The sequence below is a fragment of the Microbacterium aurantiacum genome (assembly GCF_002872075.1).
GTDB classification, from domain to species: domain Bacteria; phylum Actinomycetota; class Actinomycetes; order Actinomycetales; family Microbacteriaceae; genus Microbacterium; species Microbacterium aurantiacum_A.
The window spans coordinates 193,009-217,007 of the sequence record NZ_PGGU01000016.1 but is presented as its reverse complement, the minus strand read 5'-3'; the positions used below and the strand labels follow the sequence as shown (position 1 = coordinate 217,007).

The 23,999-nt window shown below is 68.9% G+C and carries 25 protein-coding genes; 18 read left to right on the top strand and 7 right to left on the bottom strand.

Annotated elements, in window-relative coordinates:
* Positions 1 to 143: 143 nt before the first annotated feature.
* Positions 144 to 1,526, bottom strand: a complete 1,383-nt coding sequence (purB, locus tag CUR96_RS11790) for an adenylosuccinate lyase (protein ID WP_102193505.1) — start codon at positions 1,524 to 1,526, stop codon at positions 144 to 146.
* Between the two features lie 23 nt (positions 1,527 to 1,549).
* Complete coding sequence (locus CUR96_RS11785; protein WP_180969015.1) at positions 1,550 to 2,071, bottom strand: low molecular weight protein-tyrosine-phosphatase; 522 nt, start codon at positions 2,069 to 2,071, stop codon at positions 1,550 to 1,552.
* 133 nt (positions 2,072 to 2,204) lie between these two features.
* Between CUR96_RS11785 and CUR96_RS11780 the strand changes: the two genes are divergently transcribed.
* Together CUR96_RS11780 and CUR96_RS11775 are read left to right on the top strand one after the other, a co-directional pair.
* Positions 2,205 to 2,468: a hypothetical protein gene (locus tag CUR96_RS11780; protein ID WP_102193504.1), complete on the top strand. Its 264-nt coding sequence runs from the start codon at positions 2,205 to 2,207 to the stop codon at positions 2,466 to 2,468.
* On the top strand, positions 2,465 to 3,754 hold the full coding sequence (locus tag CUR96_RS11775; protein ID WP_102193503.1) for a hypothetical protein: 1,290 nt from the start codon (positions 2,465 to 2,467) through the stop codon (positions 3,752 to 3,754). Before CUR96_RS11780 ends, CUR96_RS11775 begins: the two co-directional genes overlap by 4 nt.
* Before the next feature lie 30 nt (positions 3,755 to 3,784).
* Here CUR96_RS11775 and CUR96_RS11770 read toward each other — a convergent pair whose 3' ends face one another.
* The 4 genes from CUR96_RS11770 to CUR96_RS11755 are packed head-to-tail and all read right to left on the bottom strand — an operon-like array spanning position 3,785 to position 5,373.
* Positions 3,785 to 4,342 carry a GNAT family N-acetyltransferase gene (locus tag CUR96_RS11770; RefSeq protein WP_102193502.1) on the bottom strand — a complete coding sequence of 186 codons (558 nt, stop codon included), beginning with the start codon at positions 4,340 to 4,342 and terminating at the stop codon, positions 3,785 to 3,787.
* Between the two features lies 1 nt (position 4,343).
* Positions 4,344 to 4,748: a phage holin family protein gene (locus CUR96_RS11765; protein WP_102193501.1), complete on the bottom strand. Its 405-nt coding sequence runs from the start codon at positions 4,746 to 4,748 to the stop codon at positions 4,344 to 4,346.
* A 42-nt stretch (positions 4,749 to 4,790) separates the two neighbouring features.
* The gene (locus CUR96_RS11760; RefSeq protein ID WP_102193500.1) at positions 4,791 to 5,156 is read right to left on the bottom strand and encodes a type II toxin-antitoxin system death-on-curing family toxin; all 366 of its coding nucleotides are present in this window, start codon (positions 5,154 to 5,156) and stop codon (positions 4,791 to 4,793) included.
* Between the two features lie 10 nt (positions 5,157 to 5,166).
* The gene (locus tag CUR96_RS11755; protein ID WP_102193499.1) at positions 5,167 to 5,373 is read right to left on the bottom strand and encodes a ribbon-helix-helix protein, CopG family; all 207 of its coding nucleotides are present in this window, start codon (positions 5,371 to 5,373) and stop codon (positions 5,167 to 5,169) included.
* Between the two features lie 66 nt (positions 5,374 to 5,439).
* Here CUR96_RS11755 and CUR96_RS11750 point away from each other — a divergent pair, with 66 nt between their 5' ends.
* The 4 genes from CUR96_RS11750 to CUR96_RS11735 all read left to right on the top strand — a co-directional run bounded on the left by CUR96_RS11750 (position 5,440) and on the right by CUR96_RS11735 (position 10,051).
* Positions 5,440 to 6,507: a histidinol-phosphate transaminase gene (locus CUR96_RS11750; RefSeq protein ID WP_102193498.1), complete on the top strand. Its 1,068-nt coding sequence runs from the start codon at positions 5,440 to 5,442 to the stop codon at positions 6,505 to 6,507.
* A gap of 86 nt (positions 6,508 to 6,593) precedes the next feature.
* Positions 6,594 to 7,721, top strand: a complete 1,128-nt coding sequence (locus tag CUR96_RS11745) for a thiamine pyrophosphate-dependent dehydrogenase E1 component subunit alpha (RefSeq protein WP_102193497.1) — start codon at positions 6,594 to 6,596, stop codon at positions 7,719 to 7,721.
* Positions 7,718 to 8,698 (top strand): alpha-ketoacid dehydrogenase subunit beta, encoded by a 981-nt coding sequence (locus CUR96_RS11740; protein WP_102193496.1) that lies wholly within the window; start codon positions 7,718 to 7,720, stop codon positions 8,696 to 8,698. Before CUR96_RS11745 ends, CUR96_RS11740 begins: the two co-directional genes overlap by 4 nt.
* Positions 8,699 to 8,722: 24 nt before the next feature.
* The gene (locus CUR96_RS11735) at positions 8,723 to 10,051 is read left to right on the top strand and encodes a dihydrolipoamide acetyltransferase family protein (protein WP_102193495.1); all 1,329 of its coding nucleotides are present in this window, start codon (positions 8,723 to 8,725) and stop codon (positions 10,049 to 10,051) included.
* 111 nt (positions 10,052 to 10,162) lie between these two features.
* On the opposite strand, the gene CUR96_RS11730 is transcribed toward CUR96_RS11735, so the two are convergent.
* Complete coding sequence (locus CUR96_RS11730) at positions 10,163 to 11,383, bottom strand: ROK family protein (protein WP_102193494.1); 1,221 nt, start codon at positions 11,381 to 11,383, stop codon at positions 10,163 to 10,165.
* Positions 11,384 to 11,481: 98 nt separating this feature from the next.
* On the opposite strand from CUR96_RS11730, the gene CUR96_RS11725 reads away from it, so the two are divergent.
* From CUR96_RS11725 to CUR96_RS11670, 12 genes are all read left to right on the top strand, one after another.
* The gene (locus CUR96_RS11725) at positions 11,482 to 12,786 is read left to right on the top strand and encodes an ABC transporter substrate-binding protein (protein ID WP_180969014.1); all 1,305 of its coding nucleotides are present in this window, start codon (positions 11,482 to 11,484) and stop codon (positions 12,784 to 12,786) included.
* Positions 12,783 to 13,694: a carbohydrate ABC transporter permease gene (locus CUR96_RS11720; protein WP_102193493.1), complete on the top strand. Its 912-nt coding sequence runs from the start codon at positions 12,783 to 12,785 to the stop codon at positions 13,692 to 13,694. The genes CUR96_RS11725 and CUR96_RS11720 overlap by 4 nt, the downstream gene beginning before the upstream one ends.
* On the top strand, positions 13,694 to 14,578 hold the full coding sequence (locus CUR96_RS11715) for a carbohydrate ABC transporter permease (RefSeq protein ID WP_102193492.1): 885 nt from the start codon (positions 13,694 to 13,696) through the stop codon (positions 14,576 to 14,578). Before CUR96_RS11720 ends, CUR96_RS11715 begins: the two co-directional genes overlap by 1 nt.
* Before the next feature lie 56 nt (positions 14,579 to 14,634).
* The gene (locus CUR96_RS11710; RefSeq protein ID WP_102193491.1) at positions 14,635 to 16,317 is read left to right on the top strand and encodes a glycoside hydrolase family 13 protein; all 1,683 of its coding nucleotides are present in this window, start codon (positions 14,635 to 14,637) and stop codon (positions 16,315 to 16,317) included.
* Between the two features lie 143 nt (positions 16,318 to 16,460).
* On the top strand, positions 16,461 to 17,465 hold the full coding sequence (locus tag CUR96_RS11705) for a metal ABC transporter solute-binding protein, Zn/Mn family (RefSeq protein WP_102193490.1): 1,005 nt from the start codon (positions 16,461 to 16,463) through the stop codon (positions 17,463 to 17,465).
* Positions 17,462 to 18,298 (top strand): metal ABC transporter ATP-binding protein, encoded by an 837-nt coding sequence (locus CUR96_RS11700; protein ID WP_102193489.1) that lies wholly within the window; start codon positions 17,462 to 17,464, stop codon positions 18,296 to 18,298. The genes CUR96_RS11705 and CUR96_RS11700 overlap by 4 nt, the downstream gene beginning before the upstream one ends.
* A complete protein-coding gene (locus CUR96_RS11695; protein ID WP_102193488.1) occupies positions 18,295 to 19,155 on the top strand; it encodes a metal ABC transporter permease in 861 nt (286 codons plus the stop codon). The genes CUR96_RS11700 and CUR96_RS11695 overlap by 4 nt, the downstream gene beginning before the upstream one ends.
* Before the next feature lie 44 nt (positions 19,156 to 19,199).
* Positions 19,200 to 19,616 (top strand): Fur family transcriptional regulator, encoded by a 417-nt coding sequence (locus CUR96_RS11690; protein WP_102193487.1) that lies wholly within the window; start codon positions 19,200 to 19,202, stop codon positions 19,614 to 19,616.
* Positions 19,617 to 19,618: 2 nt separating this feature from the next.
* Positions 19,619 to 20,641 (top strand): permease, encoded by a 1,023-nt coding sequence (locus tag CUR96_RS11685; RefSeq protein ID WP_432612429.1) that lies wholly within the window; start codon positions 19,619 to 19,621, stop codon positions 20,639 to 20,641.
* A complete protein-coding gene (locus tag CUR96_RS11680; RefSeq protein WP_102193486.1) occupies positions 20,634 to 21,407 on the top strand; it encodes a TIGR03943 family putative permease subunit in 774 nt (257 codons plus the stop codon). Before CUR96_RS11685 ends, CUR96_RS11680 begins: the two co-directional genes overlap by 8 nt.
* A 148-nt stretch (positions 21,408 to 21,555) precedes the next feature.
* A complete protein-coding gene (locus CUR96_RS11675; protein WP_180969013.1) occupies positions 21,556 to 23,274 on the top strand; it encodes an Ig-like domain-containing protein in 1,719 nt (572 codons plus the stop codon).
* Between the two features lie 33 nt (positions 23,275 to 23,307).
* Positions 23,308 to 23,999: DNA-3-methyladenine glycosylase (locus CUR96_RS11670; protein WP_102193485.1), on the top strand; the 692-nt coding region annotated here is incomplete at its 3' end.

Here is a 23,999-nt window from a genome sequence, read left to right as displayed (position 1 = left end):
CGACGCCGCTACCGGCGTCGTCGAGTGCACGGGATCTCGTCGAGTGCACGGGTTCTTCACGCGAATAAGCCGTGCGTTCGGCAACAGGCCGTGCACTCGCCGCAGAACCGTCGGCGCACGAAGGCTCGACTCCGCGGGATCGCCTACTTCGCGAGGCGCTCGGCGATGCCGATGTAGGTCGCGGGGGTGAGGGCGATGAGGCGCTGCTTCGCGGCATCCCCGATCTCCAGGCCCTCGACGAACGCGGCGAGCTCCGGTCCGCCGACGCGGTGACCGCGAGTGAGCTCCTTCAGCAGCGCATACGGGTCGCTGATCGTGGAACGGCCGGCGACCACCTCGGCGCGGATGACGGTCTGGATGGCCTCGGCCAGCACTTCCCAGTTCACGTCGAGATCGGCGAGCAGCACGTCGCGCGACAGCGAGATCTCGTTCAGTCCGCGGCGCAGGTTGTCGAGCGCGAGCAGCGAGTGCCCGAACGCGACGCCGATGTTGCGCTGCGTCGTCGAGTCGGTGAGGTCGCGCTGCAGGCGACTGGTGACGAGCGTCTGCGACAGCGAGCCGAGCAGTGCCGCCGACAGCTCGAGGTTCGCCTCGGCGTTCTCGAACCGGATCGGGTTGATCTTGTGCGGCATCGTCGACGAGCCGGTGGCTCCGGCGACCGGGATCTGCGCGAAGTAGCCGAGCGAGATGTAGGTCCAGATGTCGGTGGCGAGATTGTGCAGGATGCCGCCGGCGTGACGCACCCGGTCGTAGAGCTCGACCTGCCAGTCGTGCGACTCGATCTGCGTGGTGAGGATGTTGAAGCCGAGACCCAGGCCCTCGACGTACTCGCGGGCGATGGTCGGCCAGTCCGCATCCGGATCGGCGGCGAGGTGCGCCGACCAGGTGCCGGTCGCGCCGGAGAACTTCGCCAGGTAGTCGGATGCCGCGATCTGCGCGCGCACCCGCTCGAGACGCCATGCGAAGACGGCGATCTCCTTGCCCATGGTCGACGGGGTCGCCGGCTGGCCGTGGGTACGGGAGAGCATGGCGGCATCTGCGTGCTCGACGGAGAGCTCGCGGAGCTTGGCGATCACGGAGTCCAGGGCCGGCAGCCAGACGTTCTCGACGGCGCGCTTCACGGTGAGCGCGTACGAGACCGAGTTGATGTCCTCGCTGGTGCAGGCGAAGTGGGTGAGCTCGGCGATGCCGTCGAGACCGAGCGCCGACAGCCGGTCGCGCACCAGGTACTCGATGGCCTTCACGTCGTGGCGGGTGACGGCTTCCTTCTCGGCGAGCCAGTCGATCTCGGTCTGTCCGAAGTCGCGGTAGAGCGCGCGCAGGCGCTCCTTGTCGGCATCCGGCAGGGGTGAGGTCTCGAACAGCGAGCGGTCGGTGAGGGCGATCAGCCACTCGACCTCGACCTCGACCCTGGCGCGGTTGAGACCCGCCTCGGAGAGGAAGTCGGCGAGACCGGCGACGGCAGCGCGGTAGCGTCCGTCGAGCGGGCTCAGTGGCTGCGGCGGAAGCGAAGGCTGGAAAGTCAGGGGAGTCCTCCTGATCGGGCCCGTCAGATGCGGGGAGTGCGGGGGAGACGCAGGGCGGGTTCGAGCTGGTGGAACAGACCCCGAGTCGCCGCCTCAATCATACCGAGCACGGAATCGAACATGTCCGCGCCCGCGTAGTACGGATCGGGGACGTCGAGGCCGTCGGCATCCGCGTCGAAGGACATCAACAGGGTGACCTTGCCCTCCTCATCTTCGCCGTTGGCCCACTCACGGAGGATCCGCTCGTGCGTACGGTCGAGCGCGACGATCAGGTCGTTGTCGGCGAAGGACGCCGTGGTGAACTGCCGTGCCCGGTGCTGCGAGCCGTCGTACCCCCGCCGTGACAGCGAGTCGATCGTGCGGTGATCGGCGCGCTCGCCGAGGTGCCAGTCGCCGGTGCTGGCGCTGCGAGACACGATCCTCGACCCGAGACCCTGCCGTTCGGCGAGGTCGCGGAACACGACTTCTGCCATCGGCGAGCGGCAGATGTTCCCCGTGCAGACGAAGATCACGCGGAAGGGATCCGGGGATGTCACAGAGTCCATTGTGCCCGGCGGCGGCGCTTCTGCACAGCCGAGTCCTCGCACTGGTTCTGCACGGAAGCGATTGCGTCCGAGCTCTCCACCCGTCGCGCGAACCGGCATCCCGGCAACGGCGCGGACCACGGATGCTGGGCGCATGTACTCATTCGCGATCGCCGGAGCCGGCTCCTCGGAAGCACTGTGGGCCTGGATCGCCGCCAGGCGCGAGATCGAGTCGGCGACCGCCGCTCTCGACGTCGCCGTCGCCGGCCTCCAGACACTCGCCGAGGACAGCGACTGGCAGTCGGACGGCGTGCGCGCGCTGCATGCGCTGCTCTCCGATCTCCGGTCGCGCGCCTCGGCAGAGCTCGCGAGCCTCTTCGAACGCGAGCGTGAACTGGAGAGGATCGGTGCCGCATGAGTGACGAGCTCGACATCAGCCACGGCGGTGCGATCGCGGTCGACACCCAGGGGCTGCGCGACGTGGGAGTGCGCATCGCCGCCGTCGCAGCGCATTTCGCCGACACCCAGGCGTCGATCCGCCGCGCGCACGGGATCATCGTCGACGCACCGGGGCTCAGCGCTGCGCTCGACACGGTCGCGCTGTGGACGAGCGGTGATCGCGCGGGAGAACTTCGGGCCCGGTGCGAGGAGGCGAGCGTCGGCACGCTGCTGATGGCCGACGCCTACGAACTCGTCGAGCTGCGCGCCCAGGCGGATGCGCTCGCGCTCACGGATGCCGCGGCGGCGGATGCGCTGTACGCGCGGATCGAGCGGCTGGAGGCATCCGATGAGCGGCTGGGTGGGATGGCGGACATGCTCGTCGCGGGCTGGAAGGACGGGCGCTACGAAGGGCTCGCATCGCAGTACGACCTCGGCGGGATGATGGCGCCCCTGTTCGTGAGCGGCGGCCTGCTCGGATCGACGCTGGGGCTGGGCAAGGTGCACCCGGGGAGCACGCTCAGCGGCAGGGCCGATCCGGTGACGGTGCGGCCCGTGGCGACGTCGAGCCCGGTGGGCACGCCGGCGAGTCTCGCCGACGCCTTTCGCCGCCTCCCGGAGGCGCCCGAAGCGCAGATCAGGATCGATCGCCTCACGATGAGCGACGGTTCGACCCAGTTCATCGCGTACATCAAGGGAACCCAGTCGCCGTTCTTCGGCGCGGGCGATCCGTGGGACATGAAGTCGAACGCCGAGCTCTACGCGGGCAAGACCTCGGCCTCCTACCAGGCCACCCTCGACGCGCTCGAGGCGGCGGGCGCCCGGCCGGGGGATCGCGTGGACCTGTTCGCGCACTCCCAGGCGGGAATGATCGCATCGCATCTCGCCATGGAGAGCGAGTTCGACGTGCAGGTGATGGTGACGGCGGGCAGCCCCACCGAGCCGACGCTGCGCGAGGACCAGCTGCTGGTCCAGCTGGTGCACTCCGACGACATCGTCTCGTCGCTCGCCGGAGGAGGGTCCCCCGGCGGCACCGGGTCACCCGGCAGCTTCACCGTGACCAGAGAGGGAGACGCGTCCGACGGGGTGCAGGACGTCTGGGTGGACACCCACTGGATGCACTCCTACATCGAGACTGCGGAGATGGTCGATGCATCCGACGACCCGCGGGCCGTGGCACTCGACGACTACTGGAGGATGCTCGATGAGGCCGAGGTGATCGAGTCGACGGAGTACAGCGCCGAGCGCACGGGCTGGGCGCCATGATGCCCGGCGGGGAAGAGCGTCGGCGGAGTTCTACATGGGGCGGGCGAGGTCAGTGCGAATCCTGGAGAAGATCGCGAGATCGACGCGCCCGGTATCCGTGAAGCCGGCGTTGCGGGCGATGCCTTCCGCGGTGAAGCCTGCCTTCTGCGCGACCCGTATCGACTTCTGATTGTCCGGCGCGATGCGCAACTCTATGCGTTCGAATCTGAGTTCGCGGATCATCCAGGTCGAGCGAGTGTTGACTGCGGTGGGCATCAGTCCTCTCCCACGATGCCCTGCGGCACTCCAGTATCCGAACTCTGCACTCATCGCGCGCCAGTCCACTCGCTTGGCATCGATGCAGCCGGCGAATTCTCCGCGGTCGCGGATGGCGAGCACCAGGCCCCGTCCGCTGTCGCGGAGCTCACGGGTGATGCTCGTGCACCAGGACTCGGCAAGCGCACGCGTGTAGGGATCGGGGAGGGGCAGCCACCGGCGGATCTCGTCGTCGGCCACAGCATCCAGCAGCGCGGGGACATCGTCGATCGTGAACGAAGACAGAGTCAGTTGTCCGCCCGCTTGGACGGTGACGTCGTCGAACTGCGGCACGTCAGTCGCGGCGGGGCTGGCGCTTCTGCGGGCGCAGGATGAAGCCGAAGATGCCGTTGATCACCGAGATGATGATCGCGGCGAGCACGCCCCACCAGAAGTGGCCGACGGTGAGGCCCCAGCCGAAGCCGCTGGTGATCCAGGCGGTCAGCCAGAGCAGGAAGCCGTTGATGACGAAGCCGATCAGGCCGAACGTGAGGATGTAGAGCGGGAAGGCGACGATCTTCACGATCGTGCCGATGATCGTGTTCACCAGCGCGAAGATCGCGCCGACCGCGAGCAGCGTCAGCACGAGCTGCAGCGTCTCGCCCGGAGGGAAGGCGGTGATCGCCACCTGCAGCACGGGGATCAACGTCACCACCCACAGGGCGAAGGCGTTCACGATGACTCGGATGATGAAGCGCATGATCGTTTCAGTGTGGCACGATCGGCGCCCGATGTCAGCCGGTCAAAGGCGGATGTGCACGCGGATGACTTCGGCGATCTCCTCGAGCTCGAGGCGACTCTGGGCGACACCGAGCACGAGGTCGAACGCCTCCTCGTTGGTAAATGTCAGCTCGAAGCCGTTGAGGCGGATGAATGCGAACGTGAGGTACAGCGACAGCCGCTTGTTGCCATCGAACAGTGGATGGTTCTGACCGAGGGAGCTGATGAGCGCAGCGGCCTTCTCCTCGAGCGTCGGATAGGCGTCGACGCCGAACATGCTCGCCGATGGCCGTGCCAGCGCGGAGAAGAGCAGGCCCCGATCGCGAACGCGAAGTCCGAGCTTCTCGATGACGGCGAGCGCTTGCTCCGGCTCGATGTACTCGATCATCGCCGCGCGGTCACGCGTCTTCGAGCCGCTTGATCGTCTCGGCATATCGCTCCGAGATCTCGTCCGCGATCGCCAGCACACGATCGGTCTTCGACTCGCTGTTCGCGAATCGTGTCGCTGCTTCGATGATCACCGCGTGCTTCGAGATGTGGCGGGCGCGGGCGATCTCCTCGAGCTTCGCGTCGAGTTCTTCCGGGAGCCGCACGGTCATGGCCATACCAATATGGTACTACTCTCGGAAACGCCGCGGCCAGGTCGCATCCGTCGCTCGTAGACTCGGTTCGTGACCGAGCCCATCCTGCCCCGCATCCGCCCCGCCATCGCCGCGCTGGCGCCGTACCGGCAGGGAAAGCAGGCCGGCCCTGACGCGTTCAAGCTGTCCAGCAACGAGAACCCGTTCGACCCGCTGCCCTCCGTCGTCGCAGCGCTACAGCACACGACTCCGGTCAACCGCTACCCGGATGCCTCGGCCGGCCGGCTGCGCGAGCGCCTCGCCGTCCGCTACGGCGTCGACTCCGACCAGGTGCACGTCGCCGCCGGCTCCGTCTCGATCCTGCACCAGCTGATCCTCGCGACCTCCTCGGTCGGCGACGAGGTCGTCTACGCCTGGCGCTCCTTCGAGGCGTACCCGAGCCTTCCCCTCGTCGCCGGCGCCACCGGCGTGCAGGTGCCGCTGACCGCCGATTCGCGGCACGACCTCGACGCGATGGCCGACGCGGTCACCGAACGCACCCGCGCCGTCATCCTGTGCACCCCGAACAACCCGACCGGGCCGATCATCACGAGCGCCGAGTTCGCCGCCTTCGTCGACCGGGTGCCGAACGACGTCCTGATCGTCCTCGATGAGGCATACGCCGAGTTCGTCACGGCACCCGGGGCCATAGACGGCCTGAAGGAGCGTTCCTTCGAGAAGCATCCGAACGTGGTCGTGCTGCGCACCTTCTCCAAGGCCTACGGGCTCGCCGGCCTCCGCATCGGCTACGCGATCGGCAACAGCAAGGTGCTCGATGCCGCCCGCACCACCGGCATCCCGCTGTCCGTCACGTCGGCCGCTGAGAACGCGGCGATCGCGAGCCTCGACGCCGAAGCCGAGCTGCTCGATCGTGTCGCGGTGATCGTGGAGCGCCGCACCCGTCTCCGCGACGGCCTGCACGCCCAGGGCTGGGACGTGCCCGACGCGCAGGGCAACTTCATCTGGCTGCCGACGGGGGAGCGCACCGACCAGGTGGCCGCCGCGTTCGTCGCCGCGGACCTCGTCGTACGGCCGTTCAGCGGCGACGGCATCCGCATCTCCGTGGGGGAGGAGGCGTCCGTCGCCCGCGTGCTCGAGGTCGCGGCCGCCGCCCGCTGACCGGCCGTTTCTCCGGTTTCCCGGCAGATACGAGGGCGTCCTAGGTATGCGTGCCCCGGCATGCCGGCGCGGGTAGCGTAAGAGCCGTGACTACCTCCGACACCCCCCTCGTGCGCGTCCTCGACGCGACCGGACGGTTCGCGCCGTCGGACGCCGCCGAGCGATACCTGCCCCTGATCGACGCGATCACGGACGCCGAACTCGAGCAGTTCTACCGCGACATGGTCGTCATCCGCGCCATCGACGTGCAGGCGACCAACCTGCAGCGACAGGGGCAGCTCGCCCTGTGGCCGCCGAGCCGCGGGCAGGAGGCCGCGCAGGTGGGTTCGGCCCGTGCCGCCCGCGCGCAGGACACGATCTTCCCCTCGTACCGCGAGCACGCGGTCACCCGCATCCGCGGCGTCGACCCGCTCGACATCATCAAGTTGATGCGCGGGGTCTCGCACGGCGGCTGGGATCCGAGCGATCCCAAGAACGGCAACACCCGTCTATACACACTGGTGCTCGGATCGCAGGCGCTGCACGCCACCGGCTACGCGATGGGTCTCTCCTTCGACGGCAAGTCCGGCACCGGAGACGTCGAGAGCGACCAGGCCGTCATCGTCTACTACGGCGACGGAGCCTCCAGCCAGGGCGACGTGCACGAGGCCATGGTCTTCGCGGCGAGCTACCAGACCCCCGAGGTCTTCTTCCTGCAGAACAACCACTGGGCGATCTCGGTCCCGGTCTCCACGCAGTCGCCGGTGCCGCTGGTGCAGCGCAGCGCCGGCTACGGCATCCCGAGCATCCGCGTCGACGGCAACGACGTGCTCGCCAGCTACGCGGTGTCCCGCGTCGCCCTCGACGAGGCGCGCAGCGGCCTCGGCCCGCGCGCGATCGAGGCCGTCACCTACCGCCTCGGCGCGCACACCACCAGTGACGACCCCACGAAGTACCGCGGCTCCGACGAGGAGCAGTCCTGGGCAGAGCGCGACCCCATCATCCGGATGCGCGCGTTCCTCGAGGGCCGCGGAGCATCGGCCGCGTTCTTCGACGACGTCGAGACCGAGGGGGCGGATGCCGCGGAGGATCTGCGCTCCCGCACCGTCGAACTCGGACCGCCGCCCGCCTCGAAGATCTTCGATCACGTCTACAGCGAGCCGCATCCACTCATCGACGAGCAGCGCGCATGGCGCGACAGCTACGAGGCCTCGTTCGAGGGAGGCGCGAAATGACTCTCGAGACGATGCCGTTCAGCAAGGCGCTCAACGCGGGCCTGCGCAAGGCCATGGAAGACGACCCCCGCGTCCTCATGATGGGCGAGGACATCGGCAAGCTCGGCGGTGTGTTCCGGGTCACCGAGCACCTGCTGCGCGACTTCGGCGACAAGCGGGTGCTCGACACTCCGCTCGCCGAATCCGGGATCGTCGGCACCGCGATCGGCCTGGCGATGACCGGATTCCGTCCGGTGTGCGAGATCCAGTTCGACGGCTTCGTGTTCCCGGCGTTCGACCAGATCACGACGCAGCTGGCCAAGCTCACGAATCGTCACGAGGGCCGTCTCTCGCTGCCGATCGTCATCCGCATCCCGTACGGCGGCCACATCGGCGCCGTCGAGCACCACCAGGAGAGCCCGGAGGCGTACTTCGCGCACACCCCCGGCCTGCGGGTGGTGTCGCCGTCGACGCCGAATGACGCGTACTGGATGATCCAGGAGGCGATCCGCTCGAACGATCCCGTGATCTTCATGGAGCCGAAGAGCCGGTACTGGCAGAAGGGCGAGGTCGACCTCGAGTCATCCGCCGTCCCGCTGCACGCCTCGCGGGTGGTGCGCACCGGCTCCGACGTCACCCTCGTCGGTCACGGCGCGATCGTCACCACGCTGCTGCAGGCCGCGGCGCTCGCCGAGGCGGAGGGCACGAGCTGCGAGGTCGTCGACGTGCGTTCGCTGTCGCCCATCGACTACGAGCCGATCCTCGACTCGGTGCGCAAGACCGGTCGCATGGTCTACGCGCAGGAGGCGCAGGGCTTCACCAGCGTCGGCAGCGAAGTCGCGGCGACCGTCATGGAGCGCGCGTTCTACGCGCTCGAGGCGCCCGTGCTGCGCGTGTCCGGCTACGACACCCCGTTCCCGCCCGCGAAGCTCGAGGGCTCCTACCTCCCCGATGCCGATCGCATCCTCGAGGCCGTCGATCGTTCACTGGCCTACTGACTCCACCGTCCGGAAGGACTCGCAATGAGCACGCAGAACTTCAACCTCCCCGATGTCGGCGAAGGCCTCACCGAGGCTGAGATCGTCACGTGGAAGGTCGCCCCGGGCGACACCGTCGCGATCAACGACGTCATCTGCGAGATCGAGACGGCCAAGTCGCTGGTCGAGCTGCCGTCCCCGCACGCCGGCATCGTCGGCGAGCTCCTCGTCGGTGAAGGTACGACCGTCGAGGTCGGGTCGCCGATCATCACCTTCGTGACGGATGCCGTGGATGTAGCGCCTGCCGCTCCCGCACCCGCTGCAGAGGAGGCCGGCGGCTCGGTGCTCGTCGGCTACGGCACCGGGGGAGGTGCCACCTCGCGTCGGCGCAAGCCGCCGGAGCGCCCGGTGCTCTCCTCGGTCGGCGTCATCGCGAAGCCGCCGATCCGCAAGCTCGCCCGCGACCTCGGCGTCGACCTGACCGCGGTCACCGCCACCGGCGGCGACGGCGAGGTGACGCGCGACGACGTGATGAACCACGCCTCGCAGGCCAGCGTCTTCCGCAACATCCAGACTCCCGAGTGGGGAGACGTGCGCGAGGAGACTGTTCCGGCTCCGCACGCCGCCGCGGCCGGCATCGCCCGCGGGGTCGCGCCGTCCACGGCATCAGAGGACCGCACCGAATCCATCCCGGTGAAGGGCGTGCGCAAGGCCACTTCGTCTGCCATGGTGCAGAGCGCCTACTCCGCGCCGCACGTCACGGTGTGGAAGGAGATCGACGCCTCCCGCACGATGGAGCTCGTCAAGCGGCTGAAGGCGTCGCCGGACTACGCCGAGATCAGGGTCTCGCCGCTGCTGATCATGGCCCGTGCCGTCATCTGGGCCGCCCGTCGCACGCCGATGGTGAACGCCGCCTGGGTCGACAAGGATGGCGGAGCCGAGATCGCCGTGCGCCACTACGTGAACCTCGGCATCGCTGCGGCGACGCCGAGGGGTCTGCTCGTCCCGAACATCAAGGACGCGCAGGACCTCGGCATGAAGGATCTCGCCCGCGCCCTGAACCGCCTGACGCTGACCGCCCGCGAGGGCAAGACCACGCCGGCCGACCAGCAGGGCGGCACGATCACGATCACGAACATCGGTGTGTTCGGGATGGATGCCGGCACGCCGATCATCAACCCCGGCGAGGCCGGGATCGTGGCGCTGGGAACGATCAGCCAGAAGCCGTGGGTCGTCGACGGCGAGGTGCGCCCCCGGTGGGTCACGACCGTCGCCGGCTCGTTCGATCACCGCGTGGTCGACGGGGACGGCATGAGCCGGTTCATCGCCGACGTCGCGTCCATCCTCGAGGAGCCGGCGCTGCTCGTCGACTGATCTCGGCCGACCCTACGGCAGGAGAAATCCCGTGGGCAGGAGAATCCGCACAGAGTCCTCCTGAGCCGGGGATATCTCCTGAGCCCGGGACGCCGGGGCGGATGCCGCGGCCTATGCCCGCGCGCTCAGTCGCCGCTCCGCCAGCAGTGGCACGGCGTGCTCCCTCGCCGCGCGGCGAGCGGTGGCGACGGCGCCGAGCGACACCACCTCGCCCCCCAGTGTCGAAGCGAGCAGCTCAGGCGCCGGAAGGTGCAGCTGCTCGGGCAGGATCACACGCGCGGCGGCGAGAACGGGTTCGATGCTCTCGGCTACGGCGCCGCAGACGATCACGCGTGCGGGGTCGTACATGCTGCCGAGCACGCCGACGACACGGGCCAGTGTCTCGCCGACGCGGGAGGCGACGAGAAGGGCGCCCGGGTCTCCCGCTGCGGCCGCGGTGAGCACCGCGCGGGGATCGATGCGGCGGGCGTCGGTGAGCCGGCCCATCGCGCTGCCGCGGTCGATCTCGCCGCTCTCCACGGCTGCGCGCACCTGATCCTGCAGGGCGTACCGGAGTCCGAACGCCGAGCCGACGCCGATGATGTGATCGAAGACGACGCCCTCGCCGACTCCGCCGTGAGCGCCGTGCAGCACGTGGCCGTCGACCACGACGCCCCCGCCGAAGCGCTCGCTGGAGAGAAGCGCCACGTAGTCGCGGCATCCGACCGCTGCTCCGGCCGAACCCTCGGCGATCGCGGCGAGCTGCGCGTCGTTCTTGATCTCCACGACGGGTGCCCAGTCGCGCAGAGCCTCGGCGAGGCCGGGGTTGGTGCGCTCCCAGAAGCCGTCCGGATGCGGCGGCGAGACGCCGTCGCGGTCGACGGGCGCAGCGACGCCGATGCACATCGCGAGGATGTCGCTCCGGGATCGATCGGTCTCATTGAGAGCGCGCTGCAACTGCCCGATGATCGTCTGGAGTCGCTCGGCCGCCGACTGGGAGGGGTCCAGATCGGTGCGGTGGTGCACGAGGGTGCGATCGAGCGGGTCGGCGATCGTCACCGCGAGGTGGGTGTCACCGGCGTCCACGCCGATCACGATGCCGATGTCTGACGAGAGCGTGAAACGCCGCGCCGGGCGACCGGAGCGGTAGCTGCCGGCGGCTCGAGCGTTGGGCAGCTCTTGAAGCACCTCGGCGCCGACGAGCGTGTCGATGGCGTCGATCGCCGTCGATCGGGTCAGCGAAGTGCTCGCCATCGCCTCCGTGGCGGTGAACTCTCCCGCGGTCCAGGCGAAGTCGAGAACAGCACCGACACTCGCGCGGCCGGTGCCGAGGTCTGCGGAAACATCTGCCACAGCTCTTGACCTCGCTCTCCCTCAGATGAGAGAGTACCCTTCATCAGTAGATTTGCTCACTAGATTTAGTCCATGAATCTACCTTGGGAAGGACAACGGTGTCTCTGAAACGCACACGCTCGATCCGGCTCGCCGCCGGCGCGACCGCCCTCGGGCTGCTCGCCGCATCGCTCACCGCCTGCGCCGCCGGATCGGATCGGGAGACCATCCGCTTCACGTTCAGCAAGCGGGAGGCGATCGAGTTCATGACCGAGCTCGTCGCCGAATACAACTCCTCGCAGGACGAGGTCCGCGTCGAGATCGACACCTCCGGGGTGGACGTCGTCTCGGCGAGCTTCGTGCGGGGCAACCCGCCGGACATCATGCTGGCCAACTACAACATGGAGATCGCTCGGTTCGTGCAGCGCTGCACACTGTCCGATCTCGCCGGCACCGATGCCGCCGCCAGCACCCGCGAGGACCTGCAGCCGCTGCTGGATCAGTACGGTTCGTGCGAGGGGCGCACCAGCGCCCTGCCGTACTCGGTGATGGCGGCATCCGTCATCTACAACAAGGACATCTTCGCGGCCAACGGCCTCGAGATCCCGCAGACCTGGGACGAGCTCATCGCCGTGTGCGAGCAGCTGAAGGCAGCGGGCATCACGCCGTTCTATGCGACATTCAAGGACGACTGGACGGTCGGCCAGGGCTGGTACGACTACGCGCTGGGCGGTTCGATCGACGTCATCGACTTCTATGAGCAACTGGCGGCGGAAGGCGCCGACGTCGGCCCGGATTCCGCGGTGTCCTTCCAGAACGACTTCGCCGAGCCCATCGAGCGGATGCTCCAGCTCACCGAGAACTACGTCAATGAGGATGCGTCGAGCCGTGGCTACGGCGACGGCAACCTCGCCTTCTCGAAGGGCGAAGCCGCGATGTACCTGCAGGGCCCGTGGGCGTTCAGCGAGATCGCGAAGACCGCGCCCGACCTTCCGCTCGGCACCTTCCCGCTGCCGATGACCGACGATCCGGCCGATCTCGCGGTGCGCGTCAACATGGATCTCGCCGCGATGATCCCGGAGGGCTCGCGGCATCAGGAGGCTGCCCGCGACTTCCTCGAGTTCCTCTACGAGCCGGAGAACATCGAGGCCTACAACGCGTCACAGCTCGGCTTCACTCCCACGAAGGATGCCGCGGCACCCGACGATCCTCGGATCGAGGGGATGGTCGAGTACTACGACAGCGCCCAGGTGTACCAGGGCCCCTCGGTGCTGGTCCCGAAAACCATCCCCGTCTTCAACTACGTGCAAGCGATCGTTCTCGGCGCCGACCCCGTGGCCACCCTGCGGACCATGGATGCGGACTGGGCCCGAGTCGCCTTCCGCGCACCCGTCCCGAGCGCGACAGAGGAGTCCGCGAAATGACCACGACAACGACCATCGTGACCGGCGGCCCGCGCCAGCTGCGCCGCCCCGCGAAGCGCGTCGAGCCCATCTACTACCTGTTCCTGCTGCCGACCCTGGTGCTGTTCACCCTCGCCATCACCGTGCCGGCGGTCGTGGGTATCTTCTTCAGCTTCACCGATTCGATCGGCATCGGCGACTGGAGCTTCAACGGGCTGACCAACTACATCGCGCTGTTCAGCGACCCGGCGATCCTGCAGAGCTACCTGTTCACATTCGGGTTCTCGATCGTCACGGTGCTCGCCGTCAACGTCGTGGCGTTCCTGCTGGCCGTCGGGCTGACCTCGCGCATCCGCTTCAAGACCGGCCTGCGCACGATCTTCGTGATCCCGATGGTGATCTCGGGCATCATCATCGCGTACGTCTTCAACTTCCTGTTCTCCAACTCCCTGCCCGCGGCCGGCGCGGTCACCGGCATCCCCTGGCTTTCCACCAGCCTGCTGGCGAACCCCGACCTCGCCTGGGTCGCGATCGTGATCGTGACCGCCTGGCAGGCCGTTCCCGGAACGCTCCTCATCTACATCGCCGGGCTCCTCTCGGTGCCCGGGGAGGTGTACGAGGCCGCCGACATCGACGGCGCCAACAAGTTCCAGCAGCTCACGCGCATCACCCTGCCCCTGGTGGCGGGGTACGTCATGATCAACGTCATCCTCGGCTTCAAGGGATTCCTCGGCGCGTACGACATCATCGTCGGCCTCACCAACGGCGGGCCGGGAACCGCGACCCGCAGCATCTCGATGACGGTGATCGCCGGATTCAACGGCGGCGACTACGCGTACCAGATGGCCAACGCGACGATCTTCTTCATCGTCGCGATCATCATCTCCCTCCTCCAGCTCTCGCTGACGCGCGGAAGGAACGCACTCTGATGTCCACGCAGACGCTCACCACCCAGGCCGTGACCACCGCCGGCCGCAAGCCCCGCATCAGGATGGAGCGGGTGAACTGGCCCGGAACGATCATCCTGATCCTGTGCGCGGTCACCGTGCTCCTGCCGCTGTACGTCACGCTCTCGATGGCGTTCAAGACGCAGGCGCAGGCCGTCGACGGCAACGCCTTCTCGTTCCCCGCGCCCTTCAGCATCGAAGGCTTCGTCCAGGCATGGAACCTCACGAAGTTCCCGGTCGGTGCAGGGATCTCACTGCTGGTCACCGCGGGCACGGTCTTCGCCACGATCGTGCTGGCGGCATTCGCCTCCTACGCGATCGTGCGCAACTGGGACCGGAGGCTCTTCCGGTACTCGTTCTTCTACCTGCTCGCCGCGATGTTCATCCCGTTCCCCGTGGTCGCGCTGCCGCAGATCCAGCTCACCGGCCAGGTCGGGCTGGACAACCCGGCGGGCGTGATCATCCTCGCGACGATGTTCCAGATGAGCTTCAGCGTGCTGCTGTTCACCGCATTCCTGCGGTCGATCCCGCTGGAGCTGGAGGAGAGCGCTCGCATCGACGGTGCGACGACCTGGCAGACCTTCTGGAGACTGATCTTCCCGCTGCTCGCACCGATGAGCGCCACCGTCGGGATCTTCGCGTTCCTCTACGCGTGGAACGACTTCATGATGCCCTCGCTGATCATCTCCGACCCGGCCCTGCAGACGCTTCCCGTGCGGCAGAACCTCTTCCAGACGCAGTTCAGCAACAACTACCATGTGTCCTTCGCCTCGTACCTGATGGCGATGGCGCCTGCCATCGTGGCCTACCTGTTCACGCAGCGCTGGGTCATGGAAGGCGTCACTCAGGGCGCCGTCAAGGGCTGAATCGCCCGTCCTCTCGAACCTCCGACCAACCACCCCAAGAAGGAGCTGTACCCCTCATGACCGACGCGCTTCTCGTCGAGACCCGCAAGGCCGACGCCACCTGGTGGCGGCAGGCCGCCGTCTACCAGATCTACCCGCGGAGCTTCGCCGACGCGAACGGCGACGGCGTCGGCGACATCCCCGGCATCCTCTCCCGCGTCGACTATCTCGCCGACCTGGGCATCGACGCCGTGTGGCTGAGCCCGTTCTATCCGTCCGCGCTCGCCGACGGGGGATACGACGTCGCCGACTACCGCGACGTCGATCCGCTGCTCGGAACTCTGGAGGACTTCGACGCGATGGTCACAGCCCTCCACGCCCGCGGCATCCGTGTCGTGGTCGACATCGTCCCCAACCACACCTCCGACCTGCACGAGTGGTTCCAGGAGGCACTCGCCGCCGGGCGCGGATCGGCGGCGCGCGAGCGCTACATCTTCCGTGAGGGCACTGGCGAGAACGGCGAGCTGCCGCCGACCGACTGGGAGTCGGTGTTCGGCGGCCCCGCCTGGGAGCGCGTCGAGGACGGCCAGTGGTACTTCCACAACTTCGCCACCGAGCAGCCCGACCTGAACTGGGACAACCCGGAGGTCCGAGAGGACTTCCTGACGACCCTGCGCTTCTGGTCCGACCGCGGAGTCGACGGGTTCCGCATCGACGTCGCGCACATGCTGACGAAGGATCTCACCGAGCCGCTGCCGTCGCGCGCCGAGCTCGAGCTCATCCCGCAGGACGGCAAGCATCCGCTGATCGACCGGGATGACGTGCACGAGATCTACGCCGAGTGGCGGCGGGTCTTCAACGAGTACGACCCGCCGCGCACCGCCGTCGCCGAGGCGTGGGTCTCCACGTCCGAGCGCCGGGCGAAGTACGCCTCGGCAGAGGGGCTCGGCCAGGCGTTCAACTTCGATCTGCTGGTCGCGGACTTCGACGCCTCGCAGTTCCGCTCGATCATCGCCGAGAATCTGGCGCAGTCGCAGATGAGCGGGTCGTCGACGACCTGGGTGCTCTCGAACCACGACGTCACCCGGCACGCCACGCGCTACGGACTCCCGGCGCTGAACGGACGTGCGGTCAAGCAGGGCACCGAATGGGTGGCCGCCGGTGGCCCCGAGGACCGGCTCGACCGCGACGGCGGACGGCGCAGGGCGCACGCGGCGACGCTGCTCCTGCTCGGCCTGCCCGGCAGCACCTACCTCTACCAGGGCGAGGAGCTCGGGCTGCACGAGGTCGCCGAGATCACGCCGGAACAACGACAGGATCCCGCCTTCTTCCGTGGCGGCGAGTTCGACGGCCTCGGCAGGGACGGATGCCGGGTGCCGCTGCCGTGGACGGCATCCGGCTCGTCCTTCGGGTTCGGATCCGGCGATGCCCACCTGCCCCAGCCGGCCTGGTTCGCCGAGTACGCAGTGGATGCCGAGGCGTCCGACCCGACATCGACGCTGTCGCTGTACCGGGAGGCTCTGCGCCTGCGGCATCGGCTGCAGACGGATGAGCGCCTGGAGTGGATCGAGACGGGCCGCGATGACGTGCTGCGATTCGCGCGCCCCAACGGCTGGCAGGTCGTGACGAACTTCGGCACCGAACCGTTCGAGATCGGTGCGGATGTCGACGGCATCGTGCTCTCGACTGCCGCGGTCGAGGGCGGCGTTCTTCCGGGTGAGACCACGGCCTGGATCGCTCCGGCGGGGCTCGTCGGCTGAGCCGCATCCCGCGCAGGGGAAATCCCCGGCTCAGGAGAATGCGCGTCGATTCCTCCTGACCCGGGGATTTCTCCGGACCCGGGGATGATGCCGGGGCCTGTGCCAGTTTGATAATGGTTCTCATTAGTGTTTAGAGTGGGAACATGCACAAGCCCGTCGTCGCCCTCACCCTCGTATCCGTCGCCGCCTTCGCGCTCGCCGGATGCTCCAGCGCACCGGCTGCGGGCGGATCGGACGACGGGAAGATCCAGGTCGTCGCGAGCACGAACGTGTACGGCTCGCTCGCCGAGCAGATCGGCGGCGATCGCGTCGAGGTGACCTCGATCATCTCGTCGGCGACGCAGGACCCGCACTCCTACGAGTCCAGCGCCCGCGATCGCCTCGCCGTGCAGAAGGCCGAACTCGTGATCGAGAACGGTGGCGGCTACGACTCATTCATCGAGGAGCTCCTCGACGGGGCGGACCCCGAAGTCGTCACGGCCGTCGAGTACTCGCACGAGTACCCCGGGGCCGACGCGCACGAGGGTGACGCCCACGCAGAGGACGAGCACGCCGAAGAAGAGCACGCCGAGGACGAGCATGCCGGTGAAGAGCACGCCGGTGAGGGTCACGATCACGTCGAGGGGTTCAACGAGCACGTCTGGTTCGACCCGCACACGATGGTCGATGTCGTCGGAGCGATCGCCGATGAGCTGACCGAGCTCGACCCCGCGGGCAAGGCCGACTTCGCTGCGTCCGCCGCGAAGATCGTCGCCGATCTGGAGGGCTTCGAGGCCGACCTCGATGCGCTCAAGACCGAGGCGGCCGGCGCACCCGTCTTCATCACCGAACCGCTTCCGGGCTACATCGCCGCCGCGGCCGGCCTCACCGACGTCACCCCGGCCGGCTTCGCCGAAGCGGTCGAGGAGGGCGCGGACGTCGCACCCGCCACACTGCTCGAGGCGCTCGCCGTGATCGAGAACGGGCAGGCGAAGGTGCTGCTCACCAACGCGCAGACCGGCGGCTCGGAGACCGAGCGCGTCGAGGATGCGGCCGAAGCGGCCGGCATCCCGGTCGTCGCCTTCAGTGAACTTCTCGAGGACGGATCGTCGTACTCTGAGTGGATGCGCGATGCGATCCAGAACCTCGCCGACGCACTCCACTCGTGAGCGGCGGCGCTGACGCGCGCGCTCGCACCTCCGAACCGGCACCGATCCTCCAGATCACCGGGGCCGCTCTCCACCGTGGAAACCACGAACTCTGGGCGGGACTCGACCTGACCGTCGAGCCCGGCGAGTTCATAGCGGTGCTCGGTCCGTCCGGTTCCGGCAAGACCACGCTGCTGCGCAGCATCCTCGGCCTGCAGCCGCTCTCCGCCGGCCGGATCCTCGTCGGCGGCGAGAAGGTTCAGCGGGGTAATCCTCGGATCGGCTACATCCCGCAGCAGCGGCCGATGGCTCCGGACACCAGCATGCGCGCACGTGATGTCGTCGCACTCGGCGTGCAGGGCACCCGCTTCGGGTTCCCGGTTCCTCATCGCGGCGATCGGGCGCGCGTCGATGCCCTCCTCGACGGAGTCGGCGCAGCGCACTACGCCGAACGTCCGGTGGGGCTCCTCTCCGGCGGTGAGCAGCAGCGCCTGCGCGTCGGCCAGGCGCTCGCCGACGCACCGAGCCTGCTGCTGTGCGACGAGCCGCTGTCGAACCTCGACCTCGCCAATCAGCGCGGCATCACCGACATCATCGACCGGGAGCGTCGCGAGCGCGGCGCCGCCGTGCTGTTCGTGACCCACGACGTCAATCCGATCCTCGGCCGCGTCGACCGCATCCTCTACATCGCCGGCGGGCGCTTCGTGTTCGGGACTCCGGAGGAGGTCCTGCAGAGCCGCGTGCTCACCGACCTCTACGGAACCCCCGTCTTCGTGCTCCGCGCGGGCGACCGGCTGGTCGTGGTGGGTGTGCCGGATGCGGAGCCGCACCACGAGCACGGGGAGATCGCATGAGGCTCATCGTCGACTGGGGCGACGTCTTCTCCTTCCAGGACTACGGCGCCCTCGTGGAGCTGCTCGCCAACTCGATCCTGGCCGGTGCCGTGCTCGGCATCGTCGGCGGGCTCATCGGCGTCTTCGTGATGCAGCGCGACCTCGCCTTCGCGGTGCACGGCGTGAGTGAACTCTCGTTCGCCGGCGCCGCCGCGGCGCTGCTGTTCGGCGGCAGCGTGGTCGCCGGCTCGATCGGCGGAGCCCTCGTGGCCGCGATCCTCATCGGCATCCTCGGAGCCAAGGCCAGGGACCGCAACTCGATCGTCGGCGTGCTGATGCCGTTCGGCCTGGGCCTCGGCATCCTGTTCCTCTCGCTCTACGAGGGCCGCAGTGCGAACCGATTCAGCCTGCTCACCGGACAGATCGTGTCGGTCTCGAACCCCGACCTCGGCTGGCTCCTCGGCATCAGCATCGTCGTGCTGCTGGGCCTGCTGCTGATGTGGAACCCGCTGCGTTTCGACTCTCTCGATCCCGAGTCCGCCGCCGCGCGCGGAGTGCCCACCCGCTTCGTGAGCCTCGCTTTCATGGTGCTGCTCGGCCTCATCGTCGCGGTCAGCGTGCACATCATCGGCGCGCTGCTCGTGCTCGCGCTGCTGGTGACCCCGGCTGCCGCCGCGATGCGGGTGACCTCGGGTCCGGTGGCGGTGCCGCTGCTCGCCGCCCTGTTCGGCTTCGTCTCCGCCGTCGGCGGCATCCTGCTCGCGCTCGCCGGCACCCTTCCGGTCAGCCCGTACATCACGACGCTGTCGTTCCTCATCTACGCCGTGTGCTGGCTGGTGCACCGGGCGCGGGCGCGCGTGCGCCGCGTGGCGCCATGAACGCCTCCCAGCCGCGCGCAAGCCACGCCGTTTAGACTCTCGGTATGGCTCAGCGGAACACCTGGCAGCGTGAACGAGTGCGGGAAGCACTCTCCGGCGCGCGCGGATTCGTGTCCGCGCAGAGCCTTCACGCGACGCTTCGCGGCGAGAACACCGGCATCGGCCTCGCCACCGTCTACCGTGCGCTGGCCGGTCTCGCCGCCTCCGGAGACGCTGACTCGCTGCAGAGCCCCGAGGGTGAGGCGCTGTACCGCGCCTGCTCCACCCAGGAGCATCACCATCACCTCATCTGCCGATCCTGCGGTCTGACCGTCGAGATCGAGGCGAAGGACGTCGAGCAGTGGGCGCATCGCACCGCCGCGCTGCACGGCTTCACGGATGCGGCGCACGTCGTCGACATCTTCGGCCTGTGCACGCCGTGCGCGAAGAAGCGCGACGCCGCGGGAGCGCCGATCGCGTGAGCGTGCTCACCCCGTCACGGCACCCCCGCCAGACGACGCGCTCGCCGCGTTCGGCCTGGGTGGGCGCCGGAGTCGGTGCCGGCATCCTGCTCGTGCTGTTCCTCATCGACCGCTTCCTGCCGAGGCTGTTCACCGTCTCGCTGCCGACGCGGGCGCAGGACGGCCTGACGCTCGCGCTGAGCGTGCTCATCGAGGCCCTGCCGTTCGTGATCCTCGGGGTCATCCTGTCGATCGTCGTGCAGGTATGGCTCCCGGCCGACGTCATCCACCGCTGGCTGCCGAAGCGGGCGTGGGCGCGCCGGGCCGTGCTGTCGCTGCTCGGGATGCTGATCCCGGTCTGCGAGTGCGGCAACGTGCCGTTCGCCCGCGGCCTGATGATGCGCGGCCTCGCTCCCGCCGAGGCGCTGACGTTCCTGATCGCGGCGCCCATCGTCAACCCGATCGTGATCCTCACCACGCACGCGGCGTTCGGCTGGGACGGCGGCATCCTCGTCGCCCGCCTCGTCGGCGGCTACCTCATCGCCAACCTCATCGGATGGATCTACAGCCGGCACCCCTCGCCGAACGCGCTCCTCACCGAACGCTTCATCGACACCTGCGACCGGGTGACGCACGAGCACGGCACGCCGGTGCGGCGCAGCCTCACGCAGTTCCTCGTCGAGCTGCGCGCGGTCATGCCGGCCCTGGTCATCGGGTCGGCGCTGGCCGGAGCCGTGCAGGTGCTCATCCCGCGCGACGTCCTGCTCGCGATCGGTTCGAACCCGGTGCTGTCGATCGTGGCGATGATGGTCCTGGCGATGACCGTCGCCATCTGCTCCAACGTCGACGCGTTCTTCGCGTTGTCGTTCGCCTCGACGTTCTCCTCGGGAGCGCTCATCGCCTTCCTGCTGGTGGGCCCTCTCGTCGACATCAAGATGCTCGCGCTGATGCGCACCACCTTCACCGCCCGCACCCTCGGCGGCATCGTCGGGGTGGTCGTGCTCGCGGCGTTCGCGATCGGGATCGGGGTGAACGTCTTTGTCTGAGCACGCTCCTTCTCGCGCACAGGCCCTCGCCGCCCGCTGGCTCGGGGTCGGCCTCGCCGCCGTCATCGCGGTGGTCACCCTCGGGCTCGGCATCGCCGGTCAGCTGACGCTGTACATCAGCCCGGAGACCGTGTGGTTCGCCTGCACGGCGGCGGTCGTGACGCTGGCCGGGGCGATCTGGTCGTGCACGCTCCCCATCGGCAGCGAGGGCGATCACGGTCACGACCACGGTGCGGATGCTCCCGCGGGCGCTCCGCGTCGCACCCTCGCCCGTGCGGGTGCCGTCTCGGCCGGCGTCGTGGCGACCGGAGTCGTCGCCGCAGCCCTTCTCCTTCCTCCCGCCTCGCTCTCGGTCCAGCTCGCGATGTCCCGTGCCGGAGAGGCCACCACGCTGTTCGCCGGTGCGGACGACGTCACGCTCGGGGTCGCCGACACCACGACGTTCGGCGTCGGGGAGTGGGCGAGCGTGTTCGCGACGGCGACCCGGCCGGAGGCGTATGACGGAGCATCCGTCACCCTCACCGGTTTCGTGACGCCGGCCGGTTCCAACTCCGACGAGGTGCAGCTCACCCGCATGGTGATCACGCACTGCGTCATCGACGCCCAGCCGGCCGCGGTGTCGGTCAGCGCCGACCCCGGGGCATACGCGACCGGGCAGTGGGTGGAGGTCACCGGGACGGTGAAGGCGGATGACGGCGGCGAGCTGCGCATCGTGCCGACCTCGGTGGTCGAGATCGACGAGCCGGGTGACCCGTATGAGTACTGACGAGGAGCGGCCCGTCCCGCGGACCCGCGCCGAGATGCGCGCTGCGCGCGAGGCGGCGGCTGCGGCGGACGCGGCCGCATCCGATGTCACTTCGGGGCCCGACACGCCAGATGTCGGACCGATTGCGCCGGAAGTTCCGACATCTGGCATGTCGACCCCCAGTGCTGCTGCCCTCGACGGGCCCGCCGCGGCATCCGGCCCCGACGTCCCGGTCGATGCCCCTGCCGAAGTTCCGGTTGCGGCATCCGACCCGGCCCCCGGCGCTTTGTCGGCTGAAAGTACACTCGTCGGTCGAAACGCCGAGGTTTCGACCGACATTCGTGATCTGAGCCGACAAAGTGACGATGTCTGGCCCGAACGGACTCCGGTCGAGCCCGCGGCAGCGGCACCGGCCCCCGGACCGGATGCGGTCTATGAGCCGCCGGTGTCCGCTCCTGCATCCGCTCCCGCATCCGCATCCGCATCCGCATCCGCATCCGCATCCCGTCCCAATCGCCGGTTCCTGGTCGCCCTCGCCGCCGTCATCGGCGTTCTGGTGCTCGTCGGCGCGGGCCTGGGCTTCGCGAGCCTCGTGCAGGGGCCGCGGTTGACCGGCACGCAGGTCAACGCGACCGAGGCCATCGACTCCTCCGGCAGCCGGGTCATCCTCACGGCGAACCAGGCGCTCGCCGCCATCGACCCCGCACAGGTGACGGTCGAGCCGGCCGTGCCGTTCACCGTCGACGCCGCCGGCCGCGGTGTCGGCATCCGGTTCACGGTTCCGCTGGACGACTCGACGAAGTACACGGTGACGGTGAGTGACGCGATCGGGATCGGCGGCGGGCCGAGCGCCGATCTGACGACGACGTTCACGACCCCGGCATCCAGCCTCTACCTGCTCCAGCGCGACGCGAACGGCAAGGACCAGGATGTGATCTTCCGCACCGACCTCTCGGGCGAGAAGGCGGTGCCGGTGTTCTCCGATGAGCGCATCAACGACTTCCGGGCGACGTCGACGCAGCTCGTCGTCTCGGTCGCCGACGGTGAGGACGACACCTCCCGACTGCTGGTGATGGACCGCAAGGGCGAGAACCAGCGCGAACTGCCGCTTCCGGGTGAGGGTTTCGTCGGCGCGATCCAGGTGTCCGAACGCGGCGGGCTCGTCGGCTACAGCTACTCCGACCGCGAGCTCAGCGACACCTCCGGTCGCGCCAGCGTGCTGGTGACGCAGTCCCTGAACGGCGACGACGAGCCGCAGATCGTCGAGGTCGGCGACAAGGAGGCGAGCATCTTCTCCTGGCAGTTCGTGCCGGACAGTGCCGCCGTGCTGTTCATCGACTTCGACGGCGCGCTCGCCCTCGTCGACCACTCCGGCGATGCGGGTGTGCAGTCGCTCGGGCTGGCCGCGACGATCCAGGGGATCTCGCGCGGCACCTACACGGCGATCGTGGAGCGCACCGACGGAACGGTCGTCGAGCTGAACCTCGCCGACGGTTCGGAGCAGCCGCTCGCGGCATCCGACCCCGACTACGGCAAGGCCACGACCATCACCCCGTTCCCCGGCGGAACACTGCGCCATGTCGTCGCCCGCGACGAGGTCGGGATGCCCACGGGGCAGGCCATCATCCGGGTGGATGAGGCGGGCGCGGCGGAACCGCTCGTCGAAGTCGGATCCAACGACTCGATCCTGCAGGCGTGCGCCTCGCCGAGCGGGCAGTACGCCGCCGTCGTGATCGCGCCGGAGCTCGTCGACAACCCCTACGACAACATGCTGCTTCCGCTTCCGCGGAACCTCGAGACCCACCTCATCGACCTCGCCTCGGGCAAGGAGCTCGTCGCCCTCACCGGATTCGACCCTTCCTGGTGCCAGACGGCGCCGCGGTTCTGATGGGTACCTCCTTCTGATGGGCATCGCGTTCTGATGGGCGACGGTGCGCTTCGGCTCGCCACCCGCGCCGAATTGAGCGGCCTCCCGCTCGAGGTCGCGCCGCGGTTGCTCGGCGGCGAGCTGCGCACCGTCGTGACGATTGTCGGAGTCGCCGAAGAGGTGCGGCTGCGGATCACGGAGACCGAGGCCTATCACGGGCACGGAACCGGTCCGGAGCCGGACCCCGGCTCGCATGCCCGGATGGGGCGCACGGCACGCAACGCCACGATGTGGGGCGAGCCCGGTCATCTGTACGTGTACCTCAGTCACGGCATCCACTCCTGCGTCAACGTCGTCTGCGGCCCGGAAGGGCAGGCGGGCGGTGTGCTGCTGCGCGCGGGTGAGGTGGTCTTCGGAGCGGATGCCGCAGCGCGACGCCGTGGCGTCGCCACGCCACTGAGCCGAACGGCGCTGCGCGACCTCGCGCGCGGACCGGGGCGGCTCGGGCAGGCGGTCGGACTGCGGCATCCGCTGCACGACGGCATCGATGCGATCGGCGGGACCGAGCTGCACGGAGCCCGCGCCCAGCTGTGGCTGCGGGAGCGACCGGTGGAGCCGACGTCGGGTCCGCGCGTCGGTGTGGCCGGCGTCGCCGGGACCGCCGCGTTCCCGTGGCGATTCTGGATCGGCGACGACCCGACGGTGTCGCCGTTCCGCTGGGGCCGCGGCGCCGCCGAGGCGGCGGC

Coding starts and splice junctions, on each gene's coding strand:
- CUR96_RS11690 (WP_102193487.1), top strand. CDS start 19,200: ATGGCTCAGCGGAACACCTGGCAGCGTGAACGAGTGCGGGAAGCACTC.
- CUR96_RS11780 (WP_102193504.1), top strand. CDS start 2,205: ATGTACTCATTCGCGATCGCCGGAGCCGGCTCCTCGGAAGCACTGTGG.
- CUR96_RS11765 (WP_102193501.1), bottom strand. CDS start 4,748: ATGCGCTTCATCATCCGAGTCATCGTGAACGCCTTCGCCCTGTGGGTG.
- CUR96_RS11760 (WP_102193500.1), bottom strand. CDS start 5,156: ATGATCGAGTACATCGAGCCGGAGCAAGCGCTCGCCGTCATCGAGAAG.
- CUR96_RS11775 (WP_102193503.1), top strand. CDS start 2,465: ATGAGTGACGAGCTCGACATCAGCCACGGCGGTGCGATCGCGGTCGAC.
- CUR96_RS11755 (WP_102193499.1), bottom strand. CDS start 5,373: ATGGCCATGACCGTGCGGCTCCCGGAAGAACTCGACGCGAAGCTCGAG.
- CUR96_RS11675 (WP_180969013.1), top strand. CDS start 21,556: ATGTCGACCCCCAGTGCTGCTGCCCTCGACGGGCCCGCCGCGGCATCC.
- CUR96_RS11720 (WP_102193493.1), top strand. CDS start 12,783: ATGACCACGACAACGACCATCGTGACCGGCGGCCCGCGCCAGCTGCGC.
- CUR96_RS11710 (WP_102193491.1), top strand. CDS start 14,635: ATGACCGACGCGCTTCTCGTCGAGACCCGCAAGGCCGACGCCACCTGG.
- CUR96_RS11705 (WP_102193490.1), top strand. CDS start 16,461: ATGCACAAGCCCGTCGTCGCCCTCACCCTCGTATCCGTCGCCGCCTTC.
- CUR96_RS11735 (WP_102193495.1), top strand. CDS start 8,723: ATGAGCACGCAGAACTTCAACCTCCCCGATGTCGGCGAAGGCCTCACC.
- CUR96_RS11695 (WP_102193488.1), top strand. CDS start 18,295: ATGAGGCTCATCGTCGACTGGGGCGACGTCTTCTCCTTCCAGGACTAC.
- CUR96_RS11740 (WP_102193496.1), top strand. CDS start 7,718: ATGACTCTCGAGACGATGCCGTTCAGCAAGGCGCTCAACGCGGGCCTG.
- CUR96_RS11715 (WP_102193492.1), top strand. CDS start 13,694: ATGTCCACGCAGACGCTCACCACCCAGGCCGTGACCACCGCCGGCCGC.
- CUR96_RS11785 (WP_180969015.1), bottom strand. CDS start 2,071: ATGGACTCTGTGACATCCCCGGATCCCTTCCGCGTGATCTTCGTCTGC.